This window comes from Virgibacillus oceani, from assembly GCF_041521345.1.
Taxonomy (GTDB): domain Bacteria; phylum Bacillota; class Bacilli; order Bacillales; family Amphibacillaceae; genus Virgibacillus_N; species Virgibacillus_N oceani_A.
On record NZ_JBGOHB010000003.1, the window covers coordinates 1 to 12,537 of the forward strand.

At 39.4% G+C, this 12,537-nt stretch carries 11 protein-coding genes; 9 read left to right on the top strand and 2 right to left on the bottom strand.

From position 1 onward, the window contains the following. Positions 1–201: 201 nt before the first annotated feature. Together ACDX78_RS03210 and ACDX78_RS03215 are read left to right on the top strand one after the other, a co-directional pair. Positions 202–864, top strand: a complete 663-nt coding sequence (locus ACDX78_RS03210) for a hypothetical protein (protein ID WP_486025314.1) — start codon at positions 202–204, stop codon at positions 862–864. 171 nt (positions 865–1,035) lie between these two features. Next, the gene (locus ACDX78_RS03215; RefSeq protein ID WP_486025315.1) at positions 1,036–2,388 is read left to right on the top strand and encodes a DNA cytosine methyltransferase; all 1,353 of its coding nucleotides are present in this window, start codon (positions 1,036–1,038) and stop codon (positions 2,386–2,388) included. A gap of 33 nt (positions 2,389–2,421) precedes the next feature. Here the strand turns inward: ACDX78_RS03215 and ACDX78_RS03220 are convergent, their stop codons facing one another. After that, positions 2,422–3,180: a PmeII family type II restriction endonuclease gene (locus tag ACDX78_RS03220; RefSeq protein WP_486025317.1), complete on the bottom strand. Its 759-nt coding sequence runs from the start codon at positions 3,178–3,180 to the stop codon at positions 2,422–2,424. Positions 3,181–3,495: 315 nt separating this feature from the next. Here ACDX78_RS03220 and ACDX78_RS03225 point away from each other — a divergent pair, with 315 nt between their 5' ends. Next, positions 3,496–3,831, top strand: a complete 336-nt coding sequence (locus ACDX78_RS03225; RefSeq protein WP_486025319.1) for a TetR/AcrR family transcriptional regulator — start codon at positions 3,496–3,498, stop codon at positions 3,829–3,831. Positions 3,832–3,961: 130 nt separating this feature from the next. Beyond that, positions 3,962–4,315: a DUF3784 domain-containing protein gene (locus ACDX78_RS03230; protein ID WP_486025320.1), complete on the top strand. Its 354-nt coding sequence runs from the start codon at positions 3,962–3,964 to the stop codon at positions 4,313–4,315. A gap of 171 nt (positions 4,316–4,486) precedes the next feature. On the opposite strand, the gene ACDX78_RS03235 is transcribed toward ACDX78_RS03230, so the two are convergent. After that, a complete protein-coding gene (locus ACDX78_RS03235) occupies positions 4,487–6,718 on the bottom strand; it encodes a M6 family metalloprotease domain-containing protein (RefSeq protein WP_486025322.1) in 2,232 nt (743 codons plus the stop codon). Between the two features lie 812 nt (positions 6,719–7,530). On the opposite strand from ACDX78_RS03235, the gene ACDX78_RS03240 reads away from it, so the two are divergent. From ACDX78_RS03240 to ACDX78_RS03260, 5 genes are all read left to right on the top strand, one after another. Continuing rightward, on the top strand, positions 7,531–8,424 hold the full coding sequence (locus ACDX78_RS03240; protein WP_486025324.1) for a hypothetical protein: 894 nt from the start codon (positions 7,531–7,533) through the stop codon (positions 8,422–8,424). Positions 8,425–8,438: 14 nt separating this feature from the next. Next, on the top strand, positions 8,439–9,086 hold the full coding sequence (locus tag ACDX78_RS03245; protein WP_486025325.1) for a DUF4129 domain-containing protein: 648 nt from the start codon (positions 8,439–8,441) through the stop codon (positions 9,084–9,086). Positions 9,087–9,104: 18 nt separating this feature from the next. Beyond that, positions 9,105–10,232, top strand: coding sequence for a DUF4350 domain-containing protein (locus tag ACDX78_RS03250; RefSeq protein ID WP_486025327.1), 1,128 nt, complete (start codon positions 9,105–9,107; stop codon positions 10,230–10,232). Further along, positions 10,229–11,158, top strand: a complete 930-nt coding sequence (locus ACDX78_RS03255; protein ID WP_486025328.1) for an AAA family ATPase — start codon at positions 10,229–10,231, stop codon at positions 11,156–11,158. Before ACDX78_RS03250 ends, ACDX78_RS03255 begins: the two co-directional genes overlap by 4 nt. Positions 11,159–11,246: 88 nt before the next feature. Beyond that, the gene (locus tag ACDX78_RS03260; protein WP_486025330.1) at positions 11,247–12,467 is read left to right on the top strand and encodes a DUF58 domain-containing protein; all 1,221 of its coding nucleotides are present in this window, start codon (positions 11,247–11,249) and stop codon (positions 12,465–12,467) included. Positions 12,468–12,537 lie beyond the last annotated feature (70 nt).

The window sequence follows — 12,537 nt, forward strand, 5'->3', positions numbered from 1 at the left end:
ACGATTTTTGAATATCTTTTTTGCCTGGTCTGAACATGGGATAACCTCCAACAAGTTATTCTATACCTATTATAACGAATTGTTCAGTCTAGTTGGTGGGATTTTTGACCTTTTTGGGTGAGAACCTCTTTAAAAGGTGGGAGGAAATATTCTGACGGCAGAATTGACATTTTAGTCCAATATGGACAAGATACTTTTGGTGTGGTTGAACTAAAAATAGGCATATTAACTCCATTACATTTAGAACAATTGGAAGATTATATGAAAGAGAAGAAACAGCTTTTTGATACATACGTACAAACTAATCCTAATATTGAAGTGGATTATAAGGATGTTAAGTGGGTTGGAGTAATAGTTGGTTCCTCAATATCGGCAGAGCTTGAGGAAAAATTATCAAGCGGTTACCAAGTAGAAAACAATATTCCAGTAGCAGCGTTAACTATTTCCAGGTACAGAGGGGAGGACAACCAAGTATATGTAATAACCGATACAATTTTTAATAATAAGAGCAGAAATTTTGATAGAAGCAAATTTATTTATGAAGGTAAAAAATACAACAAGGGAAGATTAGTATTAGAAGTAATGAAAGATTATGTGGCAACTCATAAAACAAAAAGCTATGCTGAACTAAAACAAGATTTTCCTGATGATATACAGGGTCCGACTGGTGTGTTTGCAACAAATGAAAAAGCATTTGAAATATATGATCGAACAGGTTATAAAAGATACTACATCAAAGAAGACGAATTGATCAAGTTAGGAGACGAAAGTGTAATTGCTGTTACAACCCAGTGGGGGAAAGGAAATATATATAAGTTCATTGATCGGGCAAGGGAATTAGGTTATGAGATTAAAAATGAATAAATATTAGTTAGGTATAGAGAGTTTCGTTGTTAGGTAAAAAGGATCCAATAGAATAGAATTAATAGGGAAAATTTTATCGACATGTAGGTATATGTGTTGACTTGTCATCACAAAAGAATTATAATGCCCTTATAAAAGTTAAAATAATATTTAACTATGCGAGGGGTATATATGTATACTATAGATAAGGAAAAAGTAAGATCACATATGAAAGAACTTGGTATATCAACTCAAAAAGAATTAGCTGAGCAAATAGGTTTAAGTAAAAATCAACTATCTATGCTACTCTCACCTAGGTATAATCCTATCAAATCTAATGCTTTAAAGCTATGTGAAACTCTTGATGTAAAGTTGGATGACATAGTGGGTAACAACGGACAATTAAAATTTGATTTTGAAGTAGAGGAGAAAGAAAAAAAAGTTATTTATCCCCAAAATAACAAAAATCAAAAAAAACAAGAAGATAGTAATGATTTTGTTGAGGTAAGAAATATTAAAGCAAGTAGGGATTTTAAGGTATTAGAACTATTTGCAGGAGCGGGGGGCTTAGCACTAGGATTGGAGCAGGCAGGCTTTGATACTATTGGCAACGTTGAAGTAGACAAACATGCCTGTAATACCCTAAGAAAAAATAGACCTGATTGGAATGTAATTCAGGAAGATATTGAAGAGGTTACTGAATATGGAATTGAAAATTATATTGATTCTCCTACTGTTGGAGAATTAGATCTATTGTCGGGTGGTTATCCTTGTCAAGCATTTAGTTACGCAGGTAAAAAGGGTGGTTTACAGGATGCTAGAGGCACAATGTTTTACCATTATGCAAAAGTACTTAAAGAATTAAAGCCAAAAATGTTTTTAGCTGAAAATGTAAAAGGACTTGTTAATCATGATGGAAGGAACACCTTGAAAACCATGCTTGATGTATTTTCTGAAATTGGCTATACAGTAAAATGGAAAGTACTCAAGGCATTAGATTATGATGTAGCTCAGAAAAGAGAAAGAATAGTTATTGTAGGAATCAGAAATGATTTAGCAGAACATGAAAATTTAGAATATCTATTCCCTAAACCTTATGGCTATGAACTAACACTAAAGGATATTCTTAAAGATGTGCCTGAATCAGAAGGTGCAAGATACCCCGAGTCTAAAAGAAAAGTTCTTGAACTAGTCCCAGCTGGTGGCTATTGGAGAGACCTCCCTGATGAGACAGCTAAAGGTTATATGGGTAAAAGCTATTACTCAGGAGGAGGTAGGACAGGAATGGCTAGAAGAATATCATGGGATGAACCATCTTTAACATTAACCTGTTCACCTTCGCAAAAACAAACAGAAAGGTGCCATCCTGATGAAACAAGACCTTTTACAGTCAGAGAGTATGCAAGAATACAGAGTTTTCCCGATAGTTGGGAATTTGCCTGCTCCGTGGGTAATGCTTATAAACAAATCGGTAATGCAGTACCAGTAAATATGGCGAAGGCTATTGGCTTATCTATTATTAATGTTCTTAACAAGCTTAACTAAAAAGGGGCGGGTGTAGTTAATCTTCACTCGCTCTTAATTCTTATTATACTTTTCCTTGTTCTCAGCAACTTCTCTTATCTCTAAATTCTTAGGTTCTAAACTTTGCTCTATTTCTGTTGCTAGTGATTTGATTACTTTTTCAATCAGTTCAGAACTATCATATTCTGAAGCAACTTCTCCTATAGCATCAGTAATTCTTTGATAAAAGTCTGTTTCACCTGTGAGCCTATACCAAAATTCAGCACCAATTATTACAGGATATTCATCATTTATGTTTTTATAATGCCCACTTAAATCTTCAGGAGTACCATACAATACTCCTACTACCAGATCATTTAACCCAATATTTAGGTTGTTAGTTCTTGCAAGATGTATAACTCCTGCAAAATGTCCTTTTATTGTATCGACATCGTCTTTATTAATAGTATTTGGCCCTGCTTTAATTTGGCAATATTTCCTTTTGCCATCTAACTTATCAATATATTCAATATCAATACCGGATGTTGTTGATGCAAACCCCTCTAAGACTTCACTACAAAACTTTTGAAGCTTGTTCCCGAAAGTAGTATTAATAGAAGTGCCTAAAACTCTAGGATAAATTAAAGCTTTAGCTATGCTCTCGGGATCATCATTGCCAGTAAGAAAACTAGCTTTATATTTATCTAAAAAAGGATTTAGGGTAAATTCTTTTAGCTTTGTTAGTTTTTCAGTATTAGAGATATGACTTGGAGCAATTTCTTTTCTAAAAAAATCTTTTGCCTTATCAATAATTAAATCGTATTTATTACCCATGTTCTTCCTCCTCATAATAGGTAATTATATCCTCTCCACTTATCATATCATTTCTTCTTCATATTTTTTAGCTTTAATTTAAAATTATTAGATTTACTGTTGATTCATTTGCCATTCCATCCAAATAAAAAGAAGGCTTTTGTTATAATAGTAAATAAATTACACAAGACTAACTACCTTAATACCAATTACTATAATTGTGAGTATGGTTCAAGTGTCAAAGCTTCCATTTTTCTGTTCTCACCTATCAAACATCACCATACAATTATGCTATACTAAAACCAACAATTTAACTCTAACAATAAGGTGAAAACAATGGACAATAAAAAAACCCTTGCTGAATTAAAAAAAGAAGAGAAACAAGCGAGAAGAAACATTATTTTAGACGCGGCAATTACTTTATTCAGTACCCATAAAATTTCATATGTAGGGATAAGAGATATTGCTAAAGAAGCCGGTATTTCCCCAGCTTTCATTTACAGGTATTTTGACGACCGTGATTCATTGTTTGTGGCAGTTTTTCATAAAAAGAGGGAGGAAATGATTTTAACAATTACTGAGTCATTGGAGGAAAGTTCCTATACAAGCCCGGAAACGGTAGGCAGAAAGTTTGTTACGTATTTGCTGGATAATGATCTCTTTTTCAAATGATGACTTATTTTATGTTGGACAGAGATTATAATGATAATGTGGCTGTTACAATAAAGTTGTTTCTTAAGCAATATTGCCTTATTCAGGCCATATTGCTTAATTATCATCGATTTTGAGGGGAGAAAGTATGATGGAAGATAAAATTGCTGCAATGATAATAGCTTTTTGTATTTTATTTTTTGTTATTTTGGGAATTGTTTTAATCAATGGCAATGGTTCTTCTCTAATAGCAGGATATAATACTATGTCACCAGAAAAAAAGAAAAAATATGACTCAGTGGCTCTCTCCAAGTTTATGGGGAAAATGATGTTTGCCTTATCATTTAGTATGTTTTTTTGGATACCCAGTGTAGCATATGAAATTAATTGGCTATTCGTCTTAGGACTTGTCTTATTCATTGGCATAGTCGTATTTACACTCATTTATGTTAATACAGGAAACAGATTCAAAAAACAGGATTATCCTAATTTATCTAACGAATAATTGTTACTATTACAAAGCAAAACATTGAAAATCTAATTGGTGCCTTAACAAATCCTAATTTTAATAGACCGAATTTGCGTGACTTTCCTTGCGACACAAACTAATTAAAAATAGAACCCCTATGACAAGTTGATAACCTATCATAGGGGTTTTAAAATTTAAATAAACTTACTAACTACCCAACTGCCCACTTATAAATTCCACATAGTCCAAGAGAATACCAGCAGCAATCTCAGAAATATCTCCTTCTTGCTCATAATGATCAACCAACACGGTTAGCGAATTCAAATGGTTAGCAACCTTTTCACTATCACCTTGCTGTTCAAAAGTGACGAGCGCTGTCAAATGTAACTCCAATTGATGTAGTGCAGTACCACCTGTAATCTCCCCTTCTTCATTCAGCTGATCAACAAGTATTTGAAGACTTTCCATTGTACTATCCAAAGCTACTACTCCACGAACACTTGAAGAAGATTGTTCAGCGTCAGTTTCTGATGTTGCTGTAAAAGTAAGCTCAGTTGATTTCATGTCAGACTCAGGAATTTCAACATAAACCGGGACATCCACTGTTTCCCCAGGTTCTACTTCAACAAAGTTATTTAATATATTTACTTCTGCCTCTGCTTCAGTGGATGCATTAACACGGAAAATATCTGTTTCTTCTCCAGTATTTGTCACGCTAAAGTTATATGTTCCTACATTCCCTGGTACAGCATGTTCTAATGAACCAGTGTCAACAGACAGACCACGTTCATATGGGCCAGCTCCATCCAGGTGGCGGACAGCTACACGATAAGAAAGTGCCCCGTCCTCGGCTACAATTTTATCCAGAATATAGAAGTGAAGTCGGTTATGCTCGTCCACATATTCATTGACAACGCCTTCATCTGTACCTGCCTTGAATGTTGCATCGACTAATTGTTCCAACGATCCTTTGGAAAAATTAGCTTCTGACCCGTCAGGACGGGTGAAGTCGACAATATCTATATCTTCCGGTTGAGCATCAATAACCCAGATGTTTGGTGCTGCCTCATTATTTCTCGTTTTAGCCATCAGTACCCCGTTATCGTGCGTGAAGGAGTCATAGCCAACTTGATCAACAACTTCTATCGTATAGTTGTTATACCATTCTGCACCACGGAACATATCTGCACGCCAGTCATCTTCAATAGAGTTAGGCGGTGTATGGTCGACCATTTCAATGTTGATTCCGTATAGTCCTTCACGTCCGAATTCTTCGCCTGTTGGAACAGAGCGGCTTAATACGTCAGCAAAAATTGGTCCGGTTTCTTCAAGGTCATCACGATTCACATTTATATATTGATCCTCATCCAAGAAACCTTGCTTGATTTTATTTCGCAGCATATGGTGAGGTGGCACAGATCCTCCTTGTGTTGCCGGAATCATCCAACGAGTGTGTCCCCCGCCCGGTCCGTTAAAACTGCCGCTGCTCATTAATTCCCAAGAGCCAGCGTAAGTCCGAATCGGCGGGTCAGCTTGCGGGTTATTATAGTTGTCCCCTAGCCCCATAAGATGACCGAATTCATGTGCATACGTAGCCATTCCGTTACTTGATCCCTGGATGGAAGTGTTGCCTCTGGCACTGGACCAGATAGATTTTGCTGCATACCAGGAAGTCCATGGCACATAGCGGGTAGTCACCCAATTTTCTTCTAATCCATATTCTGCCGGTGGGCCAAATTCGTCTGTGATATCTTCAGGACCCATAAACATCATTTCGCCAAACTCCTGCCATACACCTGTTTCAGCATACCCGGAATGCAGGATGAAAATGAAGTCATAATCTACGCCAGAAGCATCCAAATCCGGTTGTGCTTTAGCAACCGCTTCAGGACGTAGACTTTTTGGATCGTATCCCTCAGGTAAGAATGACTGCTGGCCAAATTCATTCATGCCATACTGGAATTCATTATGATCCATACGGTAAACGCCGTACCCATCAAGTTCTACTTCCCATTTACCATAAGAATTTTCTCTCCAAAAATCGCTAATCGTACGATAATTATTTAGTTCTTGTGGTGTATTCAGGTAGTCCAGCCAAAAATCGACGAGATCTTCTTCAGGAACATTGCCTATTTGCGGGTTTCCTGCTGGATCTGTCCCAGGCTCATTTAGTACCTGAAACTGCAGGTCAGGAAAATCAACAAGAACTAATGCCCCCTTAAGTTCTCTCTCTGGCTCTACCTCTACATCATTCCAGTTTATCCCTGGAAGTTCATTAAAGTCATCCCAAGTCTGATCACGCGGAAGCATCCAAGACTCCTCGTCTATCGCTTCAGGAAAATCAGATAATCCAGGTCCATCGGCAGCAAATACTGCTACAGGTGAGAAAAGGATAAGCGAACTAAGTAATATAATTATTATTCTTTTTCCAAGTTTCATAGATTTAGCCTCCAATTAAATTGATTAATTTGCAAGTCTAAAACTTCTATGGTGTTAAATAAACGGTATTATTGGTAACTTTCGTTTGTATCACTTACTTATGGAATACAGCCGGGTTTGTTGGGGTAGTAATAGATAAGAAATGAGTTACATACATAAAACAATCCCAATGCTATTTCTCTCTTAAGCTACAGCATGACATTAAGTTGATCGGCCCCCTTGAATTACCATTAGATAAATAAAACAACCTTATAACCGCCACCTCCCAGTTGATTTTTTTGTAGTAATTTACACATAAACAGTAGCATAAAAGGATCTAAAAATGTTCAAAAAAATGGAAATTGAATATATAGTAATACTTTTTGGCGAATTATTAATGGAAAGTAGAATTTATAAAGATAACTAGTGCCTTAGCACTTAAACCAGGGTGATTTATAGAGCATATGTCACAAAAAATATAGATAAATCTCATGTATCCAGCAAAAATTAACAACACTTGTCATTTGATTTGGTGTGCTAACTATAAAAAATAAGGTAAAAGTCCCGAGGCGACATTATGCAATTCATTATCACCCGTCATGTATGAAAAGAGCATCTTCAATTTAATGGAATACATGTCCATGGTCTAGAGGGTTAAAGCTTTCTACTTCTTATCCTGGTATTTCTAGTAATTAATTTATGATAGTTTTAAGTAGCATAAAAATGAAAAGATAAATCACTTTCCACCTCCAAGAAAGCCCGCACTAAAAAAACACTCCATCTAATGTTACAATAACAATTAGATTGTTTTTACATATGAGGGGGATGGAAAGATGAAGGATCAGTTTAGCAGGCAGAAGCGGTTCAGTGAAATATTGGACCATACCTTCCAGCTGCTGAAGAGCAATTTTTCAACGTTTTTTCTTGTGTTTCTAATTTTGCTTGGACCAATTTATTTGATTGAGGCACTCTTATTATTAAATTCAGGTTCCAGTTTTTTTAGAGAGGCAGGGGCGGGCGGTAGTTGGTTTGATGAGGTGATGTCAGGCTTTGATGAAGGCATTGGGATGAGTGTCGGCATGAGTAATGTGCTGAGTTTACTGATCGCTATTTTTGGCCCGCTTGCTGCTGCTTCGATTATATTTGGGGTAGATCGTATTCGGAAGCAGGAATCATTTACGGCGGGAAGCTTAATAAAGCAGGCTTTTTCCAGGTTTTTACCCTTGGTAGGAAGCACTTTTCTGATGGGGATCATCTTTGGTGTCATTGCGCTTATCGCTTTTATTGTTATTGTACTACCAGCTAGTTCCTTTGTGTTTTTTGAGCCAATCATGGCTATTATCATGATACTCGCTATGTTGTTTGGGATTTTTCTTGGGCTTCTTTTGCTGTTTACCCGCTGGGGTTTCTTTTTGGCGGCTGTTGCATTTAAAGAAGGTTTTCCGGGTATCCCGCAAAGCTGGAGTTTAACGAGGAAAAATACGTGGAGAGTATTTGGATTATTTCTCGTCATATTTCTGATTACCATGATCCTTGCTGCAGCGATAGATGGGATCTTTGCCCTTATACTTGGGAATAGTGTCCTGTATATGATCATTGTTAACTTGGTAGTCATCCTGGTTTCAATGATTAATGCGGTTGCTTATTCTGTAATTTATTTTGATTTGAAGCTGAGACAGGATGGGGACGATTTGAAAGAAATGATTGATGAGTACCAAAATGACTGATCGGGTGATAGGCTATGGAAAATCCGGATAGAGCCACGGAAAGGTTTGAGGAGATTTTAAGTCAGAGAGAATACCAGATTTATTACGAGGAAAATAGAAATTTTCTCCAAATCCTGTGGGATAATATCACAGAATGGTTCTGGGAATTGTTGAACGAATTGTTTTCAGGGCTTGATCCGTCGAATGCTTTTGCAGATACTTTGCTTGTTATTCTGATCGGTGTCGTTATTTTACTGGCGATCGTTGTGGCGTTTTTCATTGTGCGTTCCACAAGAAGAAAGCGGGCACTGAGAGAACAGCAGCCATTTCAGTCTGTGAACGAGCTGGAATGGTCGGTGGAGCGGCATTTGAAGGAAGCGGAAAAAAAGGCGGGTAACGAAGATTATTCGCTCGCTGTAAGGCATCAGTTTTTGGCATTGCTGCTTTATTTTCATGACCGTGAATTGCTTCAAGCGCATGTTTGGAAAACGAACTGGGATTATTTTGCGGAGCTTGAGCAAAAGGATAGGCGGCGGGCGACAGCCTTCTTTGAGCTTGCCCGTACATTTGATGAAGCTGTTTATGGTGAACATGAAATAAAACAAGCAGTATATGCGCGTTACAGGGAAAGTGTGCGTAGGTGGATGGACGATTCGAGTGAAAAAGAAGCTCAAGGCGTGTAGAAGGAGGCTTGGGAGCGAGTGCAATCATCAAATAAAAAAACTTGGATTTGGCTGGGCGTTTTGGTGGTGCTGTTTGTAGTTGCCGGTTATTTTTTATCATCAGAACAGCCCAAGGAATATCCGGGGTATGTTTCCGAGTCTCCTTCCCCAACAGGGACGAAGGCATTTTATACATATTTAGAGGAAAATGCTGAGGTGGAAAGGTGGGAACATGAACCGGAGCTTTTGCCGGCAGAAGACAATGGTGATTTACTGTTTATGATTGAGCCGTATTTCGTACCTGATCAGGCAGAGATGGCTGAATATATTCGTTATATGGAAGCCGGAAATACGATTTTGCTTTTTAAAAATAATCCGGAAGCAATGTTTGACCTGGCTGTAAGACCTGGGTTGGAAATGTCAGATGAAGCGATAACGGTAAGAGGACAGCAGGATGAGGAATACGGCGCATTGGTTCATTCACAAATGCGGATAGAGGATGAAAATACAGATGAAGTACTGCTGCAAGATGATGCTGGCGTTATTGCGCTAGAGCGTTCCTATGGAGATGGCAGTTTAATTGCGGTGAATTCACCGGTGTGGCTGGCAAATGAATACATAACCGAGGAAGAACATGTAGAGATTATTTCTCTCCTTATGCAGCAGGAGGAATATAGCAGTATCTTCATTGATGAATATGTTCACGGTGGAGGAAGTGGTCCAACTGCAGTGAGCATGTATCCGCAATGGATGCTTGTCCTCGTGTTGCAGCTTGGTGTATTGACATTGCTATGGCTCCTGTCTAAAGGGAAGCGCTTTGGACCGGTACGAACGCCGAGGGAAGAGATGGTACGCTTTAGCAATGAACAAACGACAGCGCTTGCTGCATGGTACCAGCGAGGCAGGCGATATCAGGATTCACTGCGGCTGCAGGCTGATTATGTAAAGCTTTTGCTGCAGGAAGAGTGGGGCATCCCTTACCGGAGAAGCTGGCAGGAATCGACGGAGCTGCTGAAACATAAGGTTGAGGAAATACCGGCTGAAGAGGTAGGTATGTTTACACTGGAGCTTACGAAACTATTAAACAAGGAATCTGTCAACAAACAGGAATATTTAGCCTGGTCTAAAAAACTCGACCGGCTAGTGCGAGAGGTGGAAGAGGAATGAACAGTCAGCTAAGGACCCTAATTAATGCATATGAAGAACGAATTCTTGGTCAGAAAACGAATCTAAGATTGTTACTCACTGCTATATTATCAGGCGGGCACGTGTTAATCGAAGGTGTCCCTGGGACGGGAAAAACGCAGATGGTACGAACGTTATCCAATTTAATCGGCGGAGATTTTAACCGGATTCAGTTTACCCCGGATTTGCTGCCGTCCGATATTACAGGCAGCACGATATTTAACATGAAGGAAAATACGTTTCAGACGGTGAAGGGGCCGATTTTTGCCAATATTATTTTGGCGGATGAAATTAACCGGACACCTGCCAAAACACAGGCTGCACTCTTGGAGGCAATGGAAGAAAAACAGGTAACGATTCAGGGAGAGACGTATCCATTGCCGAAAGTGTTTTTCGTAGTGGCAACACAGAATCCAATTGAATTTGAAGGAACATATCCGCTTCCAGAGGCACAGCAGGATCGGTTTTTATTTAAACTGACGATTGATTTTCCGGAGTTGGAGGAAGAAACGAATGTGCTGAGGCAAGTGCTCGGCCGCCGGAATACGGATGAATCGACGGAACCGGTGCTTGATTTGGCGGCATTTCGGACGATTCAGGAAGAGATGGAGGCTGTCACGATTAGTGATGATATTTTAAGCTATATTATGCAGATGGTGAGGAGAACCCGAGAAAGTGAGTCAATCCGGTTCGGGGCAAGTACGCGGGCGGCGATTTCCATTGCAAAAGCGGCTAAGGCTTGGGCTTATTTGCTGGAAAGGGATTACGTTACACCGGATGATGTAAAAGTTGTCGCTAAGCCGGCATTAAGGCATCGGATTCAAATTTCTCCGCAAATGGAACTGGAGGGTGTGAGCCTTGACCAAATCATCGAGGAGCTTGTGGGCCAAGTTACTGTTCCTAGATAAGGGGATTTTGCCTTCCAGAAGGCTATTAATTGTTTATTTGCTGTTGTCTTTAGCATTGTTGCTCTTGTCTATAACAGGGGTTTCCTGGGTGTTTCTTATTTCGGTGAATGTGCTGTTTATCCTGGCATCTTTTCTTGATTTGTTTTTTGTGCCGAGGCGAAAGGATATACAGACGGTCCGACATGTTCCAGGTGAACTGGAGCGTGGGCTTGGCTACCAGGTGGAAGTAGAGTTTAAAAACAAGTCCGAGTATCCATGCAGATTTCGTTTCATTGATGACTTGCCGCAATCTTTTGAGCAGCATTTCCCTGTGCTGGGAGTGGCAGATGCTGGTACAGTTAACCGGGTTATCTATGAAACACTTGCAACGGTGAGGGGGAAATACGAGCTTAAAAAACTGTATATCCGCTATGCCAGCAGGTTTGGTCTTTGGGAAAAGCAGACGGCTGTGCCGCAGCGTGATACGGTAAAAGTGATCCCGGATTTAACGGAGACGAGAAAATTTCTGGAAAATGCCCAACAGTTTTTGCTGCACGAAGGCATGAAAATCCGCAGGCATAAGAGTGGTGCGGGAGAATTTTCCCGAGTGAGAAATTATGTCGTTGGTGATGATCCAAGGATGATTAACTGGCGGCAGACGGCAAAATTGCAGGAAGTTATGACGAATGAGTATGAGCCTGAGCACGGGAAATATATAACCATTTTAATTGACTGTGGGCGCATGATGGGTGCGGAGCTGAAAAAGGGAAACCGGCTGGAAAAGGCGCTGGAAGCTTCCATCACGGTGGCTGCGGCTGGACTTAAAAATGGTGATTATGTTGGGGTGCTGGCATTTTCCAATGACATCAAAGTATATGTGCCTCCGGAAAAAGGCATGGATCAGTTGCAGAAAATCCTGCAGTCTATATATCATATCCAGGCGGATGCAAAGGAATCCAACTATGCCGGGGTGCTGGGTTATTTGCAGACTGTGCAGAAAAAACGCAGCTTAATTTTATTGTTTAGCGATATTCATACATTTTTACATGAAGAAAGTACGTTGCATTATGTATGGCGATTACGGCAAAAGCATTTGTTTCTTATGATCGGGGTTGAAGATGCAGAACTGGAAAAAGAGACAAAACAGTCTCCTGAAAATGTGCGGCTTGCAATGCGGAAGTCGATTGCCCAGCAGCAGGTGCAGCTGAAGAAACGGGAAAAAGTAAAATGGGAAGCGCAAGGACTTGTGATGATCGAAGCAAAGGAAGAAAGGCTGGCAACAGAAGCAGTATCCCAGTATATTCACTGGATGAATCAGGGATTGCTGTGATGGGAAGTGCTTGTCACCACCCGAATTTTGTAACGGTGATGGGTACTGAGCTAAATGCTCGTCCCACCGT

Coding starts and splice junctions, on each gene's coding strand:
- ACDX78_RS03225 (WP_486025319.1), top strand. CDS start 3,496: ATGGACAATAAAAAAACCCTTGCTGAATTAAAAAAAGAAGAGAAACAA.
- ACDX78_RS03245 (WP_486025325.1), top strand. CDS start 8,439: ATGGAAAATCCGGATAGAGCCACGGAAAGGTTTGAGGAGATTTTAAGT.
- ACDX78_RS03235 (WP_486025322.1), bottom strand. CDS start 6,718: ATGAAACTTGGAAAAAGAATAATAATTATATTACTTAGTTCGCTTATC.
- ACDX78_RS03230 (WP_486025320.1), top strand. CDS start 3,962: ATGGAAGATAAAATTGCTGCAATGATAATAGCTTTTTGTATTTTATTT.
- ACDX78_RS03220 (WP_486025317.1), bottom strand. CDS start 3,180: ATGGGTAATAAATACGATTTAATTATTGATAAGGCAAAAGATTTTTTT.
- ACDX78_RS03240 (WP_486025324.1), top strand. CDS start 7,531: ATGAAGGATCAGTTTAGCAGGCAGAAGCGGTTCAGTGAAATATTGGAC.
- ACDX78_RS03215 (WP_486025315.1), top strand. CDS start 1,036: ATGTATACTATAGATAAGGAAAAAGTAAGATCACATATGAAAGAACTT.
- ACDX78_RS03255 (WP_486025328.1), top strand. CDS start 10,229: ATGAACAGTCAGCTAAGGACCCTAATTAATGCATATGAAGAACGAATT.